This is a genomic window from Nocardiopsis prasina DSM 43845 (assembly GCF_000341265.1).
In the GTDB taxonomy this organism is placed as follows: Bacteria; Actinomycetota; Actinomycetes; order Streptosporangiales; family Streptosporangiaceae; genus Nocardiopsis; species Nocardiopsis prasina.
This window is the reverse complement of sequence record NZ_ANAE01000087.1, coordinates 50820-72626: the sequence shown is the minus strand read 5'-3', so window position 1 is coordinate 72626 and position 21807 is coordinate 50820. Positions and strand designations below refer to the sequence as shown.

Here is a 21807-nt window from a genome sequence, read left to right as displayed (position 1 = left end):
GGGTCGGCGCCTCCCTGGTCACCCCCACACCCTGAGACGCGCCGCATATTGCACCTGTTGTCTGATTCGTCTAGATTTCGACGCGTGAAAGTTACCTCTTTGACGCGCAGGGTCACCGTTGGCGCCGCCGGGGCGACACTGATCACCTCCGGCCTCCTGCTCGGAGCAGCGCACCCGGTGACGGCCGCACCCTCCGAGGAGGCTCCGGACTGCGACGAGGTCGCGTGCGTGGCGCTGACCTTCGATGACGGCCCCGGGGAGTACACCGACGCGCTCCTGGACACCCTGGCCGAGCACGACGCCAGGGCCACCTTCTACCTGCTCGGGTCCAAGGTCGGCGACCACCACGAGGAGGTCCGGCGCATGGCCGAGGAGGGCCACGGGATCGGCAACCACACCTGGAAGCACGACGACCTCACCACGCTCTCCCACGACCAGATCAGGGACGACCTCGCCCGCACCGACCGCGCCGTCGCCGAGGTCACCGGCGAACGCCCCCGGAGCATGCGCCCGCCCTACGGCGCGCTCGACGACACCGCCCGAGAGACGATCCCCCACCCCATGGTGCTGTGGGACGTGGACACCCTGGACTGGCAGCACCGCGACGGCGACCGGATGCGCGAGATCGCCCTGGACGGGGTCGGTGACGGCAGCGTGATCCTGTTCCACGACATCCACGGGACCACCGTGGAGGCGATCCCCGCCCTCTTGGACGACCTCACCGAACAGGGCTACCACGTCGTGACCGTCAGCGAGCTGTTCGGGGACGACCTCGAACCGGGCACCGCGCACACCGACGCCCGGTCCGGGTAGTCCGCTCAGAGCAACCGGCGCAGGATGCGCTCCTTGACCTGGCTGATCGGCGCGTAGGCCACGCGCATGGTGTCCATCAGCAGCGACTTGTCGAGCACCGCCTTGGTGTGCGAGAAGGTGTCGATGGAGGCCGCCGAGTGGTAGGCGCCCATGCCGCTCTCCCCCACTCCCCCGAAGGGCAGTTCCGGAACGGCCAGGTGCGCGATCGGCAGACCGAAGCCCAGACCGCCCGAGGAGGTCTCGGTGGTCAGACGGCGCTTGGTGGTCTCGGAGTCGGTGAACCCGTACAGCGCCAGCGGCTTGTCGCGTTCGTTGACGAACCGGATCGCCGCGTCCAGATCGGGCACCCGCACGACCGGCAGGATCGGCCCGAAGATCTCCTCGGCCATCACGGGCGAGTCCGGGTCCACGTCGGCCAGCACCGTGGGGGCGATGTAGAGGTCCCCACGGTCGGTGCGCCCGCCCGCGACAACCTTGCCGCTCTCCAGCAGGGCGCTGAGCCGGTCGAAGTGGCGTTCGTTGACGATGCGCCCGTAGTCCGCGCTCTGCGCGGGGTCGGAACCGAACATCTCGGTGATGGCGGCGGCCAGCTCCCTCTGGAGCCTGTCCGCCGTGTCACCGACGGCCAGCACGTAGTCCGGGGCCACGCAGGTCTGCCCCGCGTTGGTGAACTTGCCCCAGGCCAGACGGCGGGCCGTGGTGGCCAGGTCCACGCCGGGCTCGACCACCGCCGGGCTCTTGCCGCCCAGCTCCAGGGTGAGGGGGGTCAGGTGCCTGACCGCCGCGGCCATGACGATCCGGGCCACCGCCGAGTTGCCGGTGTAGAAGATGTGGTCGAAGCGCTGCTCCAGGAGAGCGGTGCTCTCGGCGACACCGCCCTCGACCACGGCGACGGCCTGGCTGTCCAGGTAGCGCGGGATCAGGTCGGCCAGCGCCGCCGAGGTGGCCGGGGAGAGCTCGGAGGGCTTGACCACGGCCGAGTTGCCAGCGGCGATCGCCCCGACCAGCGGGGACAGGGCCAGGTTGACGGGGTAGTTCCACGGGCTGATGATCAGCACCGCGCCCAGGGGCTCGCGGACGCGGCGGGCCTTGGCGGGGGCCAGGGCCATCGGGACGGACACCCGCTGGGGGCGCAGCCAGGAGGCCAGGTGTCTCAGGGTGTGGTCGATCTCGTTGACCACGAACCCGATCTCGGTGGTGTGCGCCTCCACGGGGGGCTTGCCCAGGTCGGAGCGGAGCGCCTTCTCCAGGGTGGCGCGCTCTTCGGTGAGCAGACGGCGCAGCGCGCGCAGCTGGGCGCGACGCCAGGAGAGCGGCTTGGTACGCCCGCTGTCGAAGGTGGCACGCAGCCGGGCCACGATCTGGGGGATCTCGGTGATGAGCGTGAGCGGTTCGGAGGCGTTCGTGTGAGCCATGGCCCAAGAATAAACGAAAACGTTTCGTTTCCAAGTGCCCTCTCGCATACGATTCGGGTATGACGACGGACCATCTGCCGGAGGCGTCCGCTGGTTCCGCCCCAAGGGGACGGCCCCGCGACGCCAGCCGGGATCGCGCGCTGATGGACGCCACCCTCACCGAACTCCAACTGCACGGCTACAGCGGGCTGACCACCGCAGCCGTCGCACGTCGGGCGGGGGTCTCCACCGCCACCCTCTATCGCCGTTGGCGCTCCAAGGAGGACCTGGTGGTGGGGGCCGCCCGGGCCTGGGCGGAGAACCTGGGCCCCGACCACGACCACGGAAGCCTCGCCGCCGACCTCGGTGTGCTGCTCCGGGACAAGGCCGCCGCGCTGGAGGGCCCCTCCGGCCGTCTGCTGCGCGCGGTGCTGGGCGAGGCCGCCCACAACCGGGCCCTGGCCGACGTGCTCTTCGACGCCTTCGTGATCCCCCTCCAGAGCCGGGTGCTCGCCCTGCTAGACCGAGCGGTCGAGCGCCGGGAGATCCCCGAGGTGGAGGACCCCCTGGTGGTCGCGGAGCTGGTCATCGGCCCGATGGTCAGCCACACCTTCCTCGTGCCCCCGGAGACGGGCGGCGGCCACGCCGCCACCCCCGGCGCTGACATCGCCGAGCGCCTGCTCCCCTACCTGCTCAGGGCGCTGGGCGCACGGAGAGCGTGAGGGGCGCGTCGCCGCCCCGTTTCAGCTCACGGCCTTCCTGACCAGTTCGGCGATGGTCTGCTCCGCCCGTTCGCCCAGCTCGGTCACGGCGTAGGCCGTGGGCCACAGGCCTCCCTCGTCATCGAGGCGGGCCTCCGTGGTGAACCCGAGACTGGAGTAGCGCTCCTTGTCGACCTGCCCGCTGCGGAAGAAGCACACGACCCTGCCCTTCCTCGCGTACGCGGGCTGTCCGTACCACAGCTTGGGTGACAGCTCCGGCGCGTGGGCGGCGACGATCGCGTGGATCCGCTCGGCCACCGCCCGGTCGGCCGGCTCCATCTCCTCGATCTTCGCGAGCACGTCGAGCTCGGCCGTGGCCGCCTTGTTGCCGCGCCCGCGTTCGGCCTCCTTCCTCAGTTCGGCGGCGCGCTGCCTCATCGCGGCGCGCTCCTGTTCGGAGAAGCCTCCCGACCCCTCGCCGGTGTCCTGCGTCATGGGTGTCTCCTCTGGTAGCGGTACCTCTCGGGGTCCTCCAGGCTAGCCAGGCCGGATCCCGGGTGCTTCTCGATTCCTGACCGACCCTCCGCGTCGTGTCGGTCAGGAATCGAGAAGCCCGCGCCCGGACCCGCGGCCTAACCTGGTCGGGTCGGAACCCAGAGGCCACCGATCCACCCACCGAACGAAGGGACCGCGCGATGGCGCTCTCACTGGACACCGTCACCGTCGAGGCATCACGGGCGGAGGACGCGCGCGCCTTCCACGCGTCTGTGTTCACCCCGGGGGCACCGGCCGACTCCCCCGTCGTGGACCTCAACGGCACCGGTCGGCTCTCCTTCGAGGGGACCGACTCGATCGCCACGGGCTTCCGTGGCTGTGTACTGAGCGTGATCGTCGAACGGCCCGCCGAGGTCCAGGCCCTGGTGGAGACGGCCGCCGCCCACGGCGCCGAGGTGGTCAAACCTCCGAGGAAGGAACTCTTCGGCGAGTACACCGCCGTCTTCCGGACACCGGACGGGACCCTCTGGAAGCTCGCCGCCGCCACGAAGAAGAACCGCGGCGCCGTCCCCGAGCCTCCGGAACCCGTCGAGACCGCCGTGTACCTCGGAGTCACCAGCCCCAAGGCCTCCCAAGGCTTCTACGGGGCTCTGGGCATGGAGACCCGCCACGACTACGGCGACAAGTTCGTCGACTTCACCGCGGTGACCGGCACGTCCCGTCTGGGCCTGCTGCGGCGGGCCGCACTGGCCAAGGACGTCGGTGTCGACGAGCACGGCACGGGCCCGACCGGAGTGGTCCTCACCCACACCGCGGCCTCGCGCGCCGACCTCGACGCGCTCCTCTCCCGCGCGGACGCGGCGGCCGCGGCAGTCACCGTCCCCGAACCGGGCACGCACACGGGCGGCTTCACCGACCCCGACGGGCACCGCTGGCGGATCACCGCCATGGTGTGAGGAAGCGGGCTCTGGGTCCAGCGGTGCGTCGCCCGGCTGGCCAGTCGGCCGTCCGGTACCCGCGGCGTCCGCGCGAGGACCTGGACGCGTGCGCGTCAATCCCCGTTCGGGCACGGCACCGCGTCCGGAACGCCAAGGGTTGTGGCGGATGTGACCTGGGGAAAATCGGGAGGCGACGCAGATCGCGGCACCGACCGAAAAGACGGGGGACCCCTTGTTGCGCTCACCGATCCTCGACTACCTCGACGACATCATCGGCGACACCGACGACGTGCTCTCGGGCGCACGGGCCGACTACATCCCGGAACTGGCCACGGCCGATCCGGACCGGGTCGCGGTCGCGCTGTGCACGGTGAACGGAACCGTCTACGCGAGCGGGGACGCCGACCACGAGTTCAGCATCCAGTCGATGTCCAAACCCTTCGCCTACGCGCTGGCGATCGAGGACCACGGTCTGGAGTTCGTCCTCGACCGCGTCGGGGTGGAGCCCAGTGGCGAGGCCTTCAACGAACTGTCCCTGGACCCGGAGACCGGCAGGCCCCGCAACCCGATGATCAACGCCGGGGCCATCGCCACCCACACACTGGTCCGGGACGACGAACGCCCGGCCGTCGAGCGCGTCCTCGGCCTCTTCTCCGACCTCGCGCAACGACCGGTGGTGATCGACGAGGGGCTGGCCGCCTCCGAACTGGAGACCGGCGACCGCAACCTCGGGCTCGCCTACCTCCTGCACGCCTCCGGGCGCCTGGGCCAGGACCCCGCCGCCGCCGTGGCCGGGTACGTCCGCCAGTGTTCGGCCAACGTCACCGTGCGCGACCTGGCGCTCATGGCCTGCACGCTCGCCAACGGCGGCGTGCAGCCCAACACCGGTCAGCGGCTGTTCAGCAGGCGCACCACCCGGCACCTGCTGAGCGTGATGACCTCCTGCGGGATGTACGACGCCGCCGGGGACTGGCTCACCAGCGTGGGCATCCCCGCGAAGAGCGGCGTGGCCGGGGGGATCCTCGGCGTGCTGCCCGGACAGGTGGGGGTGGCGGTGTTCTCCCCGCGCCTGGACGCGCACGGCAACAGCGCACGCGGCGTGGCCATGATGGAGCGCATGTCGGAGGATCTGGGGCTGCACCTGATGGAGGCTGGCAGACCCGCCCGTTCGTCGCTGCGCGAGACCCGCAAGGAGATCGTCGACGGGGAACCGGCGACGGTCTACGTGCTCCAGGGCGACATGGTGCTCAGCAGCATCGAGGCCCTGGTGCACGAGCTGGTCGGGAACCCGCCCTCCACCCACCTGGTGGTGTTCGACATGAGTCGGGTCGACGAGGTGCTGCCCGTGGCCCGCCGCACGTCAGCCGCGATGGCCGCCAAGCTCATCGACACCGGCCACCGGATCATCCTGGTGGACCCGGAGGAGACCGTCCCCGACTTCCAGGACAGCCGGGGGCGCGGAGTGGAGCGGTGGACCCCCGAACACCTCACCCGGAGTCAGGCCCGGTAGCCGCTCGACGCCTCGGGTCCCACCGAACGTGATCCACAACCCCACCGCACCACTGGACAGGCGTTCGAAAACATGTTCGAATTGACCCCATGCGCTGGGAGAACCTCCGAGAGGGAACCAAGGACACCGGGCAGGAGTCACTGTTCGAACCCGCACCGCCGCCACCCGAACGCGGCACCGGGCGGGCCGGTCTGGGCGCGCCCGCGCCCGGGCCGGTGCTGGCCGGACAGGACGGCGAGGCGGTGGCCATCGAGATCCAGGCCCGCAGCATCATCAACCGCGTGCCCGGAGACGACCCCATGTTCCGGTGGACCATCAACCCCTACCGGGGCTGTTCGCACGCCTGCGTGTACTGCTTCGCCAGACGCACCCACGAGTACCTCGACCTGGACAGCGGCCGCGACTTCGACACCCGCATCCTGGTCAAGGTCAACGCCGCCGAACGGCTGCGCGCCGAACTCGCCCGCCCCTCCTGGCGCGGCGAGCACATCGCGATGGGCACCAACACCGACCCCTACCAGCGAGCCGAGGGCCGCTACCGGCTGATGCCCGAGATCATCGCGGCGCTCCGCGACACCGCCAACCCGTTCTCGATCCTCACCAAGGGGACCCTGGTCCTGCGCGACCTCCCCCTCCTGGAACAGGCCGCACGGGTCACCCGGGTCGGCTTGGCGGTGTCCGTGGGCTCCGTGGACACCGGTGTCTGGCGCACCGTGGAGCCCGGGACCCCGAGCCCCCGCGCCCGCCTGGGCGTGGTCCGCGCGCTGAGCGAGCGCGGACTGGAGTGCTCGGTGCTGATGGCCCCGATCCTGCCCGGGCTGACCGACTCAGCGGAGCAGATCGAGGAGACCGTCGCCGCCATCGCCGAGGCCGGGGCCACCCGCGTGTCCCCCGTCGTGCTGCACCTGCGCCCGGGCGCGCGCGAGTGGTACCGGGCCTGGCTGACCCGGGAGCACCCGCGCCTGCTGCCGCTCTACCGCGAGCTCTACGGGCGCGGTTCCTACGCCTCCGACTCCTACCAGCGGATCGTCACCACGGCCGTCCGCGAGGTCGCGGCCAGGTACGGCCTGAACAGACCCGGGTCACCCCGGGACGCAGAGAGGCCGTCCGAGCCCTCCGCGCCCCAGGGGCAGCTCTCTCTGGATCTGCCCACGTCGGCCTGAGTGCGGGGCAGGTCCGAGACACCGGCGTCGAGGTGGCGACCACGCCCCGGCTCGGTGCGCTGGCGCCGACCCGGTTCTGACGCACCGAACCAGAAACGGGGTTCGCGCGAAGCGGCGGATCGGGCCGGACCTGTCGATCGAGGCCCAGGAGTGGCCACGCACGAAAAGCCCCCTCCCGCCGAAGCAGGAGGGGGCAACAGGCCCAGGGAAGGTCAATCCCCCAGCGCAGAGAACTGGTTCACCGTGACTCGGCCCATGGACCGTCTCCGGGCAACGCGCCCGCAGGACACGGGTACGCGGCGGCACAGGGTTCGCGACCGCATGATGGCGGATGGAGCCAGGACCCCGGACCCGGAGGAACCGCACATGCGCGACCGCGATCCCGACCAGCCTCTGACCGTGCGCGTCGGTCACCGAGAACTCGTCATCCGACGGCGTTACGAGGTGTTCAGCATCCTCAACGACGTCCTGATCGCGCTGTGGTTCATCGCGGGCAGCATCATGTTCTTCTTCCAGGAACTGATGACCGCGGGAATCTGGTGCTTCCTCGCTGGCAGCCTGGAACTGCTGATCCGGCCGCTCATCCGACTCGGCCGCCACCTGCACCTGTCCCGGGTCCGGGCGGGCAGGCGCCATGCCGGGATGGCGGCCGAGACCTCCATGGACTTCTGAGCGCGGCCGGACACTCGGGGCGCACGAACCAGGAGCCGTCAACACGAGGTGACCGGGCGCCACGGACCCCACTCGTTGGACTCCGAGGGGGAGCTCTCCGAGTTCCACCACGCGGCTTCGTACTCCTTGCCCTCGTGCACGACACGGGCGCCCTCCGGGTAGGTGGCGCCCTCGGACCAGCCGCCGGAGGTACAGGGAGCGGGCTGCTCCTGCTCCTCCTGCCGGGGCTCCTCGGAGTGCTCCTGGACCGGCGGAGCGGCGGCCTGCCCCTCCTCGCGATCGTCCTCGGTACCCGTGTCCTCCTCCTGCGCGGCCTCCTCCTCGTCCTCCGCCTGCCCCGCGGAGACCGCGAGCACCACGAGTGCGCCCTCATCGACCACGGCCCCCGGACCGGGGGTGTGGTTCTCGACCTCGCCCGAGGGCCGCTCGGACCCAGCGGCCTCCTCGACCCGGGACTCCAGGCCGAGTTCGGCCAGCGTGTCGACGGCCTCCTGTTCGGAACTGCCGACCAGGTCGGGAACGGTGACACCCTCCACGACGGTGAGCACCACGGCGGCGTCGTGGGGAACGGTCTCGCCCTCCTGCGGGTCACTCTCGGTGACCGTTCCGGCGGGCAGGCCCTCGGACGGTTCCTGCACGACCTCGACGTCGGTGAACCCTTCCTCTTCCAGGGCCTCGCGCGCGTCCTGTTCCAGGGAACCGACCACCTCGGGCATCAGGACGGTCAGCGGTCCCGCCGCCACCGACAGCCGAACGTCGGCCCCCTCCACCAGCTCGCGACCGCTCTCCGGACTGGAGGCGGTGACCAGCCCGGCCTCGACGTCGTCGCTGCGTACGTCCCTGTAGGTGACCTCCAGGGCGACCGGTAGTTCGGCCAGAAGGTCGGATGCCTCTTCTGGGGAGAGCCCGACCAGGTCGGGCATGAGCGCGCCGCCGGGCTCGGCGCCCTGCTGGGTGACGGCCCACAGCGCCGCTCCCCCGACCAAGGCGACGACGAGGGCCAGGGCGGCCCACAGCAGCGCGCGGCGGCGCGGCGGCGTGCCTTCGGCGACTCCCCGGTCGGCGGGGGCCGCACGTGCCACGTGCCTGCCCTCGGCCGGGGGCAGGGATCGGACGGTCTGACCGAGCAGGGCACGGTACTCAGCCGCGTCGGCCGGACGTTGCCGGGGGTCGGGGTCGCTTCCCCGGGCCACCAGGGCGCTGATCGCCCTGCCCACGGCGTCGCGGCCAGCGTGGGAATCCCCGGCGTCCGCTGTGGCGTCCCCGGCGACCATGGCCTCCAACAGGGCGGCGACGGCGGCGATGTCGTCCTGAGGGCCGAAGACGGCCCCGCCCCGGCCCGGGCCGGTCGGCGCGGCCAGGAGCAGGAGGCCGACACCGCCGTCGTCGGCCAGGGTGACGGTCCGGGGTCCGATGTGCCCGTGGACCAGGTCCTGTCCGTGCAGGACCTCCAGCGCTTCAAGCAGGACGTCGACGATGTCGAGCGCCTCTCGGCGGGAGACCCTCTCCTGGAAGCGCTCACCGATCAGGTCGTCCACCCAGGCACCGTGGTGGGGTTCGGTGACCGCGTACGCGGTGCCCTCGCGCATCCCCCCGGACAGGACGGGAGAGAGGACCGGGTGGTCGAGTTCCTCGAAGGCCCGCAGGCGCTCCCGGAAGCCCTTGGTCAGGTCCGCTCCGTCCGCGCCGCCGACATCGAACAACTCCACACGGACGGGGTTGCGGGTCTGGGTGTCGTCCGCTTCCAGCAAGGTGGTGCGCGCGGAGAGCTGACGCTCGTCGTGCACACGGAAACGCCGCCGGAGCGTCTCGTTTCCGGGGGGTTCGGGGGAAAGGGTCACCATAGGAGGATTTCAGTAACCCTGCGAAGCCTCGAAACCCTGGCCCGACCGGCACCGGGCCCCCTCCCAGCTGCCTGAGGGAGAGTCCCTCTCTTCTTGTTCCACGCGAAATGCCGTATCGGCACTTCAGGGTGCAGATGGACGCCCAGGACGGACACAACCGGGACGCGGACGGGAAGGGGTGCGCGGTGGCGACGCCGACCGGTACTCGAGCGAACAACACGCGAGGGGCCAGGCCGTGCACAACTCCTCGGGCCGCGCGCACCGCGACCACCTGCGAGAACAACCCCTCCGAACAGAACCCCGGAGCGATCGGTGGGCCCTTGGTCACTTCTTTCGGCACGAGAGGCTTCTGTTCTCGGAGCGAGAGCGTCGTGCCTGTCAGAGTGCACGACATCGGTGCACCTTTACGTCGTAGATTCCTTACGGCGCACCATCTCGTTGATCCACACCGGCGCGAACGGGGTCAGGCAGCCGGGTGAGGTCGGGTAGTCCTTGAGCACCTCCAGGCGCTCCCCGATCCCCACGGCCCGCTCGCGGTACTCGGCGTGGTCGATGCCGATCCGCGCCAGGCAGTTGTTCATCTCCCACTGCAACCGGTCCGGAGCCGACCCCATCTCCTCCTCGATGGTGTCCAGCAGTCCCGACAGGTCCAGCCCCTCGGGCCGCTTCCCCACTCGTTCGGTGGTCAGGGCCCAGCCCGCGCTGGCGACCACCGGATCCGGATCGTCGAACCAGGTCAGGCGCAGCTCCTCAGCGTGCGGACCCTTCTTGACCACGTAGTTCACCAGCCAGTCGTGCACCTTGGGGGTGCGGGCCCCGCGCAGCATCACGTCCAGCTGGTCGCGGCCGAACTCCCTGGGCCGACAGATCAGCAGCGCCAACAGCCGAGCCGAACTGTCCCCCGTCTCCCAGAGCTCCACCGCGAGGTCCTGCTGCTTCCGCAGCCGCTTGGCCACCGCGCGCAGCTTGCCCAGGTTCACCCCGTGGTCATCGCCGTGCCGCGTGTTCACCTCACGGATCCGGGCGTCCTCCAGCCCGGCCAGCTCGGCCATCACCTCGTCCACCGTGGTCTCAGCCATCACGTCTCCCCTCCCCCACTCGACGCGTCCAATGTATGCCGCAGGTCAGACCACTCCTGGAGCAAGAAGCCGAGGTCAGCGCCAGGCCGGGGGTGGTCATCTGTGTGCACTGAGAGAGTGCGGTCCATCCCCGCGTGCTCGGGGCTCACACCTCTGAGGAGCCCTGAGCGTCCTGAGCTTTCGGTCCATCCCCGCGTGCGCGGGGCTCACGGCAAATTACCTGCACAAACGCGAGGCGTGATCCCCGCGTTATCTCTGGGGCGAGATGTGGAGAGCAGCACGCCAGCGGCCATCCCCTGTCACGCCCTGACGAGTCGCCGTCCGCTCGACTGCCGAAGCGACGACCTCTCCGGAGTGCTCTGACCTCGCAGCCGATCGCGTGCGTTGTCGATAACGGTCCTGCTCCTTGGCGAGATTCCGGATCCGAAGTGCTTTCGGGGGCCGTCATGCAGCAACGGAACCCGGGAAAGGTCACCTTCACCGAGTGAGGCGGTCATCCGCTCCCACAGCTTCGGGTCCAGGGCGGCCTGCTGCACCGCCGGGGAGGGTGCGGCCGGATCGACGGCGGGCTTCGGCTTCGGCTCGTACACGAGTTCGTCGGGCACCGAGCGGCAGAGCCGTCCGCAGATCACGCAGGTACCGCCGGGGGTGTTGCGCACGGTCGGATGGTGCGGGCAGGTACCAGCGGCTCTTCCCTGGCCGTCGACCAGGAACCGCTCCGTACGGGCGAACGGGTCGGCGTCGTCCATCACCGGCCGCCCGGGTGGGGAGGCCTCCACCCCGGCGATTCCCCGACCCAACGCACCGTCCAGGAACGCGCGTGCGGCCCGCATGTCGCGCAACCGCCGCATCAGCGCGGGGAAGGGACGCCGTAAGCGTTCCGCACCCGAGAGGAGCACCCTGATGTCGGCCGCACGCAGCCCCTGGCACAGGAGTCTCTCCGCCGACCTCGCCAACCTGTTCCGATCCGTCACCGGGTCGGTGAGCAGCGCAGCGGGAATATGGTCGATCATCTCGAACCATCCACGCCTGGGCCTTTGTCCCTTTTGTTCACCTGTGCCTGAGGGGCCACGGACGGAATCGCCCACCCCCTCATCAGAACCGTTCCCAGGGGAACGGTCTGTGGGTCGATCTGAACCGGGGGTGGGCTCAACCTGAGCTGGGGTCCGGCGCCCCCTCAACGACGGCCGGGTCTGCGGGGTGAGCGGCTCCTCCCCCAACCGGGCCCGGCAGGCGTTGATCTCCTCCAGCACCAGATCGGGGTAGTCCTCAGCGGGAACCAGGAGCTCCAGGACACACGGCAGGTGATGGGAGGAGCGGCCCCGGGCGATGTCCCCGGCGAAGAACTCGACGGTCTCCGCACGGGTCAGCTTGCGGACCACACCGGCCTCGACCAGGTCGTCGATGGCTCGCTTGAGACTGCTGACGCTGAGAGTGCCGCCAGAGCGTTTGGCCAGGTTCTCCAGCAGGAAGTAGCACCACCGCCCGTCGGCGTCCACCACGTCCGCGATGGCCATCAGAGCGGGCAACGAGCGCAATGTGGGCAGCACTCCCCTGCGGAAGACCTGCTGGACCCAGATAGCGAGGATGAAGCCGATCCCCTTGAGGGCGCCCTGGGGGCGTTTGCGCGGCGGGAAGAACCCGACCGGGTTGCGGGAATCGGATGTGCGGGAGGGAGGTGAGGCGTTAGACTCCATGATGAGTCGCCTTCCTTGTTAGAGGGGTGGGGTGGCTCAGTCGACCAACCTGTTTGTGCAGGCGTCGGCCACGACCCGATCCGGTGTTGGTGCACCGGGTCGGGTCTTTCTTTTCGGAGACCAATCTAGTGAGTCGAACAGGAGTTCGCGGGCTTTCTCTCAAATCCACAGAGGCGAGAGAAGGAAGGAACAACGCGCGAAACCACAAAGTGCGATACGCGCAATTGTGGGCAATTACGCCAGTTCTTCTTTCTCGCACGAAGGAAAGGCACCCCGCCACACGCCCGAACCGGTGCTCCGTCGCGGTGCTGGCTCCCTGGCGGCGCGGCCGTGGGTGGCCCGACAGGTGGTCCCACGAGCTCCCAGGGGTGAAGAACCCAACGACTCCTCAGGGCTTGCGGGCCACTCCGCAGTACTGGTCCACCTCGGTGGCCTCCCCCACCTCGGCCTTCGCCGGGAGCCAGAAGGGGGCTGAGACGACGCCGGGCTCCAGCAGTTCGAGCCCCGCGAAGAAGCCCTCGATTTCCTTGGGGCTGCGGAGGTGGTAGGGGATCGCGGCGGTCTCGTTCCAGCGTTGGGCGGCCTCCACCATCGGTTCGCTGGTGTCCGTACCGTCGCACAGGGCCAGGAAGCTGCCCGCGGGCAGCGCGTCCACGTAGGCCCGCACCGCCGCGTAGGCCTGTTCGGTGTCCGGAGTGTGGCCCATGGTCCCCAGGATGGTCAGACCGATCGGTTCGGAGAAGTCCAGGTGATCCCGGGCGGCGGAAAGGACGGTCGCGGGCTGGCGCAGGTCCGCGTCCACGTAGTGCACCTCGCTGAGGGCCTCGCCGGTCAGCAGGGCACGGGCGTGGGCGAGCACCATGGGATCGTTGTCGACGTAGACCACCCTGGCATCCGGGGCCACGGCGTGGGCGACCTGGTGGGTGTTGTTGTGGGTGGGCAGTCCGGTGCCGATGTCCAGGAACTGGCGGACTCCGCACGCATCGGCCAGGTGGGTGACGGCCCTGATGAGGAACTGCCGGTCGGCGCGGGCCGCACCGACCATCTCGGGGTGGGCCCGGAGCACGTAGTCACCGACCTCCCGGTCGACGGGATAGTTGTCCTTGCCTCCCTGCCAGTAGTTCCACACCCGGGCGGAGTGGGCCTTGGTGGTGTCGATCTCGGGGACGTGTGCGTTCATCGAGGGTGCCTTCCTCGGGGGGGGTGGATGCCCGCATTCTTCCGCCTGCTCCTGGTGCGGACAAACCTGGAGCTCGGCACAGGAAACGACGAGATCCAGGGCCCCACAAGGATTCGTGCGATCGGGTCGTCAGTCAGGGAGCGCGGCCGCCACCAGGTCGGCCGTGAACCGTTCGAGGGGAGGGAAGTCCTCCATGCCACCGGAGAAGGCCTCGAAGAAGCCTCGTTGGAAGCACGCTCCGACCAGCAGGGAGGCCACGGAGTCGGGATCGGTGTCCGGCCGGATCCGCCCGAGGTCGCGCTCGGCCCTGAGGTAGTCGGCCAGGGCCCGGTTGACTTTGAGCGGACCGGCGCCGCGCTGGGCCAGACCCTCACGGTGTCGCCGGAGCAGTTCCGGATCGGCGAACAGGGAGCCCATGAGCGCAGACCCGTGCTCGAAGAACCTGACCGCCCTCGTCATCACCTCGGTGAGAGTCTCGCGCACCTGGCCGTGGCCCACCCGCGTGGGCAGCTCGGCGATCACGTCGACGAAGGGAGGGAACCTGTGGCGCATGACCGCCAGCAGCAGGTCGGTCTTGTCCTCGAAGTGTTTGTAGAGGGTGGCCTCGGAGTACCCGGCGACCCGAGCGATCTCCTTGGTCCTGGCCTGCGCCAGACCGGAACGGCGCAGGACCTCGGCCGCGCTGTCCAGGATGTGCTCACGCGTCTCCTCCGCGCTCGCGCGGCGCCGCTTCCCGGGTCGCTCGTCCATCCGTCTCCAAGCGTGTCGGCTGCGGCACCGTTCGCACGTGGCCGTACGAGGACAGCAGCCGATGGCAGCGCACCAGTTCCCCCGCGACATAGGACCCGACGAAGAAGGCGAGGATCACGGCTCCGAGGGCGATCCACGCCAGCACGGCCACTCCGGGGTCGGCGATGTCCGATGCACGAGTGTACAGCCACCACGCGGACGCGGACGTGCACGCCAGCCCGGCGAGCAGGGCGAGGGCGCGCGACCGCCCCAGAGCGGCGGCGGTGTAGAGGGCGACCATCGGGGCCAGGAACATCCCGAGTTCGAAGTCACGGAGGACGAAGGCCGAGTAGGCCACGGTCGTGATCGCGAGGGTGACCACCGGGTGGGTACGGCGCCAGTAGAGCGCACCACAGCCCACCACGACGAGGACGAAGGCCCACGGGTCGGTGTGCTGTGCGGTGTTCCAGCCTGCGACGGGGTTCAGCGGTTCGCCGTCCAGGGACCCGTAGGCGTCGAGGAGTTCGATGGCGAGCACGACCCCGGCGATGAGGGCGTCGACGAGGGGGCGCGTTCTGGTCGGTTCGGGTGCCATGACTTCCTTAATTAGTAAGTACTTACTCACCAACGTAGAAGCGGAGTGGTCCCCTGACAAGCCCCCGTCGACCACCGGCACGGCGAAGGGGGTGGCGGGCCCCGCAGGCCCGCCACCCCCTCTCAGCTCCCCGTGCCTACCTCGCCGGGAGGATGCGGCCCGTGACGTCGCCGAAGTCGATCCTCGCGCCGTCCGGTCCGGGCGCCGTGGCCGTGATGGTGACCTCGTCACCGTCCTCGAGGAAGGTGCGCTCCGTGCCGTCGGGCAACCGGAGCGGCTCCTTCCCGGACCAGGTGAGTTCCAGGAAGGAGCCGCGCTGGGTCGGCTCGGGGCCGCTGACGGTCCCGGAGGCGTACACGTCACCGGTACGCAGGGAGGCGCCGTTGACGGTCATGTGCGCGAGCTGCTGCGCGGCGGTCCAGTACATCTCGGAGAACGGCGGCGTGGAGACCAGGTGCCCGTTGAGCCGCACCTCCAGGCGCAGGTCCAGACCCCACGGCCGTGACCCGCGCAGGTAGGGCAGTGGTTCGGGGTCCTGGGCGGGCTGCTCGACCCGGGCGGACTCCAGGGCGGCGACGGGCACCACCCACGGCGAGACCGACGTGGCGAACGACTTCCCGAGGAACGGGCCCAGCGGCACGTACTCCCAGGCCTGGAGGTCGCGGGAGGACCAGTCGTTGAGCAGGAACACACCGAACACGTGGTCGGCGAACTCGTCCACCGCCACACGCTCCCCCATGGGGCTCGGCGTACCGACGACGAAGCCCACCTCGGCCTCGATGTCCAGGCGCACCGACGGTCCGAACACCGGGACGGGCTCCGTCGGGGGCTTGCGCTGGCCGGTGGGCCGGACGATGTCGGTGCCCGAGACCACGATGGTCCCCGACCGACCGTGGTAGCCGATGGGCAGGTGCTTCCAGTTGGGGGTGAGCGGTTCCTGCTCGGGGCGGAAGATGCGCCCCACGTTGGTGGCGTGGTGCTCCGACGCGTAGAAGTCCACGTAGTCGGCGACCGTGAACGGCAGGTGCAGGGTCACGGCGGCGCGGTCCACCAGGTGCGGGCGCACAGCGGCCTCGTGCGCCGGGTCGGTGACCCACGAGGTGAGCGCGGCGCGGACCTGGTCCCACACGGGGCGCCCGGCGGCCAGGAGCGGATCCAGGTCGGACCCGGAGACGGCGGCGGTGAAGGGGGCGTCGAGGGCGCGGGCGAGGGACCCGAGGTCCAGGACGTGGTCGCCGATGGCCACGCCCACGCGAGTGGCGGGGTCGTCTTCGGTGGAGAACACACCGTAGGGCAGGGTGGCCGGGCCGAACTGCGTGTCCGGGGCGATGTCGAGCCAGCTGTCGGGCATGGAGTGTGCTTTCTGCGAGTGGGTGTGTCAGGCGTGGAGCGCCCCGAGGACGACGAGGTCCTCCAGGGGTTCGGCGATGCTGCACGTGCCGAAGGAGCGGAAGCTCGCCCGGACCCGGGTGGCCTCGGCGGGGGTGAGCTCCCGGGCGCGGCTGGCCAGGGCTGGCCCGTCCCGGTCGGCGAGAACCTTCACGGCCACGCCCTCGCCCCCTCCGGTGAGCAGGGCGTGGGTGGCGAGCAACACGTTGAGGAACCCGTGCTGCTCGAAGCCCTCCGGGGTGGTGTGGCGGACCGCGTGGTGGAGCCCGGCCGTGCACTTGAAGGGCACTCCCGCGGTGACGGCGGCGTCCAGGAGTGCGGCGAGTTCGTCCTCGTCGGGGTGTGCCTCGGGGGTGAGCCCGCCGGTGCGGAACTTGGCGTGGGCGCCCGTTCCGGCGAGGGCCGCGACGTCGGCGGCGGCGTCCCCGCCCCGGGCGACCTCCACGTAGCTGTCGGTGTCGGGCCCCAGCGCGCTGACCAGGGTGTGGGCGGTGGAGGCGGACCGCCCCGGGGGGGCAGCCACCTCGACGCCGGCGAGGTACAGGGCCGGATCGGAGCGCACGGCCTCGATCGCGGGTGCGACGCCCTCGGCCCCGCCGGGGACGGTGACCACGAGCGCGAGCGGAGCGTGGTCACCGTCCTCACGGGAGAGCACCGTGCGCAGCTCGGCCACCCGGGCGTCCGCGACCAGCAACGGGCCCACGTAGGGCGCCCGTCGGGACTCCCGGTGCGCCCGGTGCGCCGGGATCGCCTCGCCCATGGGCGCGTTGCCGGGCGGGAAGAGCGCAGCGTCGTCGAACAGGGTCCCGTAGAGGGTGTGGCGGGGTTCGGTCATGCCTGCTCCCGCCGCGCCCGCTGGCCCCTGGCCCAGGTCCAGGCGTAGCTGCCGTCGTCGACGGCGGTGCCGCCCTCACCCAGGTCCAGCGGGCGAAAGGTGTCCACCATGACGGCGAGTTCGTCGAAGGCCTCCGTGCCCACGCTGCGCTCATAGGCGCCGGGCTGCGGGCCGTGCGAGTGGCCGCCGGGGTGCAGGGAGATGGAGCCCTGACCGATCCCGGAGCCCTTGCGGGCCTCGTAGTCGCCGCCGCAGTAGAACATGACCTCGTCGGAGTCCACGTTGGAGTGGTAGTACGGCACCGGGATGGCTCCCGGGTGGTAGTCCACCTTGCGCGGCACGAAGTTGCAGATGACGAAGTTGTGGCCCTCGAACACCTGGTGCACGGGCGGCGGCTGGTGGATACGGCCGGTGATGGGCTGGAAGTCGTCGACGTTGAACACGTACGGGTACAGGCAGCCGTCCCAGCCCACCACGTCGAAGGGGTGGGTGGGGTAGGTGTAGCGGGTGCCGGAGATCCCGCCCGGACCGTCGCCCCGGTGCTTGATGAGCACGTCCACGTTCTCACCCTCGGCGACCAGGGGTCCGTCGGGTCCGCGCAGGTCCCGCTCGCAGTACGGGGCGTGCTCCAGCAACTGGCCGTAGCGGGACAGGTAGCGCTTGGGCGGGGCGATGTGGCTGTTGGCCTCGACCACGTAGGCGCGCAGCGGCTCGTCTCCGGTGGGCACCCAGCGGTGCGTGGTGGCGCGCGGCAGGATCACGTAGTCGCCCCGGCCGACGTCCAGCACGCCGAACACCGTCTCCACCCGGGCGGTGCCGGACTCGACGTACACGCACTCGTCGCCGATGCCGTTGCGGTACAGCTCCGAGGGGGCTCCGGCGACCACGTAGGAGATGCGCACGTCTCCGTTGCCCAGCACGAGGCGGCGGGACGCGACGACGTCGTTGGTGCGCCACTCCTCGCCCTGGAAGAGGTCGTGGAGTTTGAGGTGGCGCGGCACCATCGGGGCGTTGCGCCGCAGGGACTGGTCGGGGACCTCCCACTCGGAGGCGTCGACGATCGCCGAGGGGATGGCCTTGTGGTAGAGGAGCGAGGAGTCGGCGGAGAAGCCCTCCTCCCCCATCAGCTCCTCGTAGTACAGGCCGCCGTCGGGGTTGTGGTGCTGGGTGTGGCGGGTGCGGGGCACCTCGCCGACCTTGCGGTAGTAGGCCATCTCCGGTCTTCCTCCTTGGTTGGGGTCCGGTGGTCCGTCGGGAGCGCGCCTCTAGGCCGGGACGGTGTCGGCGGCCGGGTGGCCCAACGCCGTGCGGACCGCCACGCGGACGGCGTCGGTGTCCGCACCTGGGACGACGGCGGCCACGTGGGCATCGGGGCGCACCAGCCAGACCTGCCCGGGCAGGGGTTCCAGGGCGCGGCGCAGGGCACCGGTGGTGTCGATCTCGTCGAGGTGCAGCGTGGTGACGGGTGCCCGTGTGGCGCGCGTGGCGACGGCGTGCACGGTGGCGCGTTCGGCGCCCTCGCCGAGCAGCAGGGTGAGTCCCTCACGCAGGAGGGGGCGCAGGCGGGCGAGTTCGGGGCGTCCGGGCACGCTCACGGGGACGTCGGGCAGGATCACGCCGGGGCAGGGCGCGGGGGCCAGCCCGCGTGGCGGACGGCCGCCGAAGGGACGTTCGGGGCAGGCGGTGGTCAGCGCGGAATCGGTGTACCAGAACGGTTCGGCCAGCCTCCCGGAGTCCACGTCCGGGTGCGCCGCGGCGTCGGTGACCGCGCGCTCCAGGACGCTGACGCGCCGCTCGTGCTCGGCGTCGTCCCGGGGCACGAGGAAGCGCATGGTGGCGCTCGTGACGTCGGCGTTCTCCAGGGCGGCGGCGTGGCGTTCGGTGTGGTAGCTCTCCAGGAGGTCCTCCCCCGCCCAGCCGTCGCGGACGTAGGCGAGCTTCCAGGCGGCGTTCTCGGCGTCCTGGACCCCGGAGTTGAGGCCGCGCGCTCCGAAGGGCGCCACCAGGTGGGCGTTGTCCCCGGCCAGCAGGACGCGTCCGGCGCGCATGCGGTCGGCGACGCGGGTGTGGAAGCGGTAGACGGAGTGCCACACGATCTCGTAGGGGGTGTCCCCGATGATCTGCCGGATGCGGGTGTCCAGGCGGCCGCTGGACTCCTCGGCGGGGAGGTCGAAGTCGGAGGGCACCTNGCCAGTCGATGCGGAAGACCGAGTCGGGGCAGGGGTGGATGAGGACCTGGCGGCCCGGGTTCCACTCGGGATCGAAGTAGAAGCGGCGTTCGCGGGCCCAGTCGCCGAGGTCGGCGCGGATGTCGCAGATGAGGAAGCGGTCGTCGAAGCTGGTGCCGGAGAAGTCCAGGCCCAGGTCCCGGCGCACCACACCGCCGTGGGCGCCCAGACACGACAGGGCGTGGGTTCCGCGCAGGCGCACCGGGCCCCGCGGGGTGGCGCACTCGACGGTGACCCCGTCGGCGTCCTGCTCGATCCCGGTGACCTCGTGGCCCCAGCTGGTGAGGACCCCCGCATCGGCCAGGAGTTCGTCGAGGACCTCTTCGGTGCGGGACTGGGAGATGTTGACGAAGGAGGGCAGGGACGAGGCGCCGGGGTCGGGCAGGCGTACGCTGAACAGCTCATGGTCCCGGTAGAAGGTGCGGGCCGTGTCCCAGGTCAGCCCCTCCTCGATGATCCTTCCGCCGCCGAGCCAGTCCCAGACGTCGAGGACGTCGCGTTGCTGGCAGATGGCCTTGGAGCCGACGGCGTCGCGTTCGGGTCGGCTGTCGACGACCAGCACGGGGACCCCACGGCGGGCCAGCAGCAGGGCCGCGGTCTGTCCGACCGGTCCCGCGCCGAGCACCAGGACGGGGTCGGTGCCGGTGTCGGCGGGGGTGCGGGGCGCAGGGGGGCGCATGGTGGACTCCGTTCGTGGGGCGCCCCGTGCGGGCGCGGTCGTGGGTGGGAGCGGGGTGGTGGGGCCCCGGGCCGGTCAGCCCTGGAGCTGGGCCCAGACCTCGCGGTCCCGTTCGGCGGTCCAGATGACGGGGCGCTCGATGCCGGAGAACTCGTCCCACAGGCGCGAGACGTCGAAGGGCAGGCAGTGCTCGAAGATCGGCCAGTGGCCGTAGTCGTCGACCAGGGCGGCGTGGGTGGCGGTGAAGGCCTCCTTGAGGGTGCCGCCGCGCTCGTGGACGGCGCCGACCTCGCGGATCATCACGTCGAGGAAGTTGCGGGTCTGCTCGATGGCGGCGTCGACCTCCTCGCGGCCCCGGCTCACGGCGCCGCGCCCGCCCACGAGCATCTCGGCTCCGAGGGCCTTGACGCGGTCGAGGGTGGCTCCGGCCCAGTCCCTGTGGAAGGCGTCGCCGGTGTAGAGGGCGGCCTGGGCCTCGACGAGGTCGCCGGCGAAGAGGATCTTCTGCTTGGGCAGCCAGGCGACGATGTCGCCCTCGGTGTGGCCCCGGCCGAAGTACTCCAGGACCAGTTCGCCGCGATCGCCGCCGAGGTCGATGGTGGTGCGGTCGGCGAAGGTCTGGGTGGGCCAGGTCAGGCCGGGGACGGAGTCGGCGTCCTTGGCCAGGCGCGGCATGCGGCCGAACTCGCTGGCCCAGTCCTCCTTGCCGCGCTCGCGGATGAGCTCGTGGGTCAGCTCGTGCGTGAGGATGACGGTGGCGTCGAAGGCGCTGGCGCCCAGGACGCGGACCGCGTGGTAGTGCGAGAGCACCAGGTAGCGGATGGGCTTGTCGGTGTGCTCGCGGAGCTTGGCGAGCCACTCCTTGGCAGCGGTGGGGGTGGCCAGGGCCTCGAAGGCGACCACGAAGTCCTCGCCCTCGATGGCGCCCACGTTGGGGTCCCCCTCGGCGGTGAGGGCGTAGACGCCGTCGGCCAGGACCTCCAGGGTCTGTTCCTTGACCTCGGTGTCGGCGGATGAGGCGAACGGCTTGGCTGCCATGGTCAGACCCTTCACTCGTCGCGGGCGACTGCCGCCGCCCAAATGATCAAACGTTTGATGAACCAGACCATAACGTGCTCCACGCCACAGGGCCAAGAGGCCCACGTCCACCGGGGTGGTGATGCAGATCACCCCAACAGGCTACTCGCCGTGCCCTTCATGTCACGGGCCGAACCTCCCTCAACGGAGAGCGACCGGGCAGCGACGGAGAAGTCACGAGGGGACGAACACCGAACCCGCCCCGTACTAGGCTGGTCGGCGTGACTCACAACACGGCACCCCCTGACGAGCTCACCTTCTGGTCGTTCGTGGACTACGCGGTGCACAAGGCCGAACGGGAACTCCCCACGGTCAACGCCGAGGCCATGCGCATGGTCCTGACCCTCAACAGGGCGACGAGCATGGTGGTCTACGACCTGGAGTCCTCCGTCCACCGCCCCCGGGGATGGACCTGGCCGGGGTTCCGGGTGCTCTTCGCCCTCTGGCTGGCCGGACCCATGGAGGCCAAGACCACCGCCGAGATCTCCGGCATGAGCCGCGCCGCGCTGTCCGCCCTGCTCAACACCCTCGAACGCGACGGCCTGCTCACCCGCGAACGCGCCACGCACGACCGCCGCGCCCTCCAGCTCAGCCTCACCGAGTCCGGGTACGGAGCGATCCTGGGGGTCTTCCGCGCCCACAACCGCCGGGAGAGCGCCTGGGCGGAGGCCCTCGAACCCGAGGAGCGCCTTGAGCTGGTCCGCCTGCTCAACAAACTGATGGCCGGGTCCACCGACGCGCAGGCCAAGTTCCGCAACTGACTCCTCCCCCAGCAGGCCGGGACGGCAC

General features: G+C 70.7%; 19 protein-coding genes and 1 pseudogene. 7 read left to right on the top strand and 13 right to left on the bottom strand.

Annotated features, from left to right (window positions below):
* Positions 1 to 99: 99 nt before the first annotated feature.
* The gene (locus D452_RS0105630; protein WP_017543172.1) at positions 100 to 813 is read left to right on the top strand and encodes a polysaccharide deacetylase family protein; all 714 of its coding nucleotides are present in this window, start codon (positions 100 to 102) and stop codon (positions 811 to 813) included.
* Between the two features lie 5 nt (positions 814 to 818).
* Here D452_RS0105630 and D452_RS0105625 read toward each other — a convergent pair whose 3' ends face one another.
* Positions 819 to 2228, bottom strand: a complete 1410-nt coding sequence (locus D452_RS0105625) for an aldehyde dehydrogenase family protein (RefSeq protein ID WP_017543171.1) — start codon at positions 2226 to 2228, stop codon at positions 819 to 821.
* Positions 2229 to 2287: 59 nt separating this feature from the next.
* On the opposite strand from D452_RS0105625, the gene D452_RS0105620 reads away from it, so the two are divergent.
* A complete protein-coding gene (locus D452_RS0105620; protein ID WP_026128996.1) occupies positions 2288 to 2929 on the top strand; it encodes a TetR/AcrR family transcriptional regulator in 642 nt (213 codons plus the stop codon).
* A 21-nt stretch (positions 2930 to 2950) separates the two neighbouring features.
* Here the strand turns inward: D452_RS0105620 and D452_RS0105615 are convergent, their stop codons facing one another.
* On the bottom strand, positions 2951 to 3403 hold the full coding sequence (locus tag D452_RS0105615; RefSeq protein WP_017543169.1) for a DUF1801 domain-containing protein: 453 nt from the start codon (positions 3401 to 3403) through the stop codon (positions 2951 to 2953).
* A gap of 200 nt (positions 3404 to 3603) precedes the next feature.
* Between D452_RS0105615 and D452_RS29205 the strand changes: the two genes are divergently transcribed.
* The 4 genes from D452_RS29205 (at position 3604) to D452_RS0105595 (ending at position 7686) form a co-directional block, all read left to right on the top strand.
* Positions 3604 to 4359 carry a VOC family protein gene (locus D452_RS29205; RefSeq protein ID WP_017543168.1) on the top strand — a complete coding sequence of 252 codons (756 nt, stop codon included), beginning with the start codon at positions 3604 to 3606 and terminating at the stop codon, positions 4357 to 4359.
* Positions 4360 to 4576: 217 nt separating this feature from the next.
* On the top strand, positions 4577 to 5851 hold the full coding sequence (locus tag D452_RS0105605) for a glutaminase (protein ID WP_017543167.1): 1275 nt from the start codon (positions 4577 to 4579) through the stop codon (positions 5849 to 5851).
* An 89-nt stretch (positions 5852 to 5940) separates the two neighbouring features.
* Positions 5941 to 7014, top strand: coding sequence for an Rv2578c family radical SAM protein (locus tag D452_RS0105600; RefSeq protein ID WP_017543166.1), 1074 nt, complete (start codon positions 5941 to 5943; stop codon positions 7012 to 7014).
* Positions 7015 to 7380: 366 nt separating this feature from the next.
* Complete coding sequence (locus tag D452_RS0105595) at positions 7381 to 7686, top strand: YrhK family protein (protein WP_017543165.1); 306 nt, start codon at positions 7381 to 7383, stop codon at positions 7684 to 7686.
* Positions 7687 to 7724: 38 nt separating this feature from the next.
* On the opposite strand, the gene D452_RS0105590 is transcribed toward D452_RS0105595, so the two are convergent.
* The 11 genes and pseudogenes from D452_RS0105590 to D452_RS0105540 form a co-directional block, all read right to left on the bottom strand.
* Complete coding sequence (locus D452_RS0105590) at positions 7725 to 9530, bottom strand: PASTA domain-containing protein (RefSeq protein ID WP_017543164.1); 1806 nt, start codon at positions 9528 to 9530, stop codon at positions 7725 to 7727.
* A gap of 404 nt (positions 9531 to 9934) precedes the next feature.
* A complete protein-coding gene (locus D452_RS0105585; protein ID WP_017543163.1) occupies positions 9935 to 10609 on the bottom strand; it encodes a DNA alkylation repair protein in 675 nt (224 codons plus the stop codon).
* A 299-nt stretch (positions 10610 to 10908) separates the two neighbouring features.
* Positions 10909 to 12306 (bottom strand): helix-turn-helix domain-containing protein, encoded by a 1398-nt coding sequence (locus D452_RS27755; protein WP_017543162.1) that lies wholly within the window; start codon positions 12304 to 12306, stop codon positions 10909 to 10911.
* Positions 12307 to 12694: 388 nt separating this feature from the next.
* Positions 12695 to 13486: an SAM-dependent methyltransferase gene (locus D452_RS0105575; RefSeq protein WP_017543161.1), complete on the bottom strand. Its 792-nt coding sequence runs from the start codon at positions 13484 to 13486 to the stop codon at positions 12695 to 12697.
* Positions 13487 to 13615: 129 nt separating this feature from the next.
* Positions 13616 to 14236, bottom strand: coding sequence for a TetR/AcrR family transcriptional regulator (locus D452_RS0105570; protein WP_017543160.1), 621 nt, complete (start codon positions 14234 to 14236; stop codon positions 13616 to 13618).
* The gene (locus D452_RS0105565) at positions 14184 to 14810 is read right to left on the bottom strand and encodes a DUF7134 domain-containing protein (protein ID WP_017543159.1); all 627 of its coding nucleotides are present in this window, start codon (positions 14808 to 14810) and stop codon (positions 14184 to 14186) included. The genes D452_RS0105570 and D452_RS0105565 overlap by 53 nt, the downstream gene beginning before the upstream one ends.
* 136 nt (positions 14811 to 14946) lie before the next feature.
* Positions 14947 to 16161, bottom strand: a complete 1215-nt coding sequence (fahA, locus tag D452_RS0105560) for a fumarylacetoacetase (RefSeq protein WP_017543158.1) — start codon at positions 16159 to 16161, stop codon at positions 14947 to 14949.
* Between the two features lie 27 nt (positions 16162 to 16188).
* Positions 16189 to 17034 carry a hypothetical protein gene (locus D452_RS0105555; protein WP_017543157.1) on the bottom strand — a complete coding sequence of 282 codons (846 nt, stop codon included), beginning with the start codon at positions 17032 to 17034 and terminating at the stop codon, positions 16189 to 16191.
* Positions 17031 to 18248: a homogentisate 1,2-dioxygenase gene (locus tag D452_RS0105550; RefSeq protein ID WP_017543156.1), complete on the bottom strand. Its 1218-nt coding sequence runs from the start codon at positions 18246 to 18248 to the stop codon at positions 17031 to 17033. Before D452_RS0105550 ends, D452_RS0105555 begins: the two co-directional genes overlap by 4 nt.
* Before the next feature lie 51 nt (positions 18249 to 18299).
* A pseudogene (locus tag D452_RS30220) lies at positions 18300 to 19941 on the bottom strand (FAD-dependent monooxygenase).
* A gap of 75 nt (positions 19942 to 20016) precedes the next feature.
* Positions 20017 to 20979, bottom strand: a complete 963-nt coding sequence (locus D452_RS0105540; RefSeq protein ID WP_017543154.1) for an MBL fold metallo-hydrolase — start codon at positions 20977 to 20979, stop codon at positions 20017 to 20019.
* Between the two features lie 260 nt (positions 20980 to 21239).
* Here D452_RS0105540 and D452_RS0105535 point away from each other — a divergent pair, with 260 nt between their 5' ends.
* On the top strand, positions 21240 to 21779 hold the full coding sequence (locus tag D452_RS0105535; RefSeq protein ID WP_017543153.1) for a MarR family winged helix-turn-helix transcriptional regulator: 540 nt from the start codon (positions 21240 to 21242) through the stop codon (positions 21777 to 21779).
* Positions 21780 to 21807 lie beyond the last annotated feature (28 nt).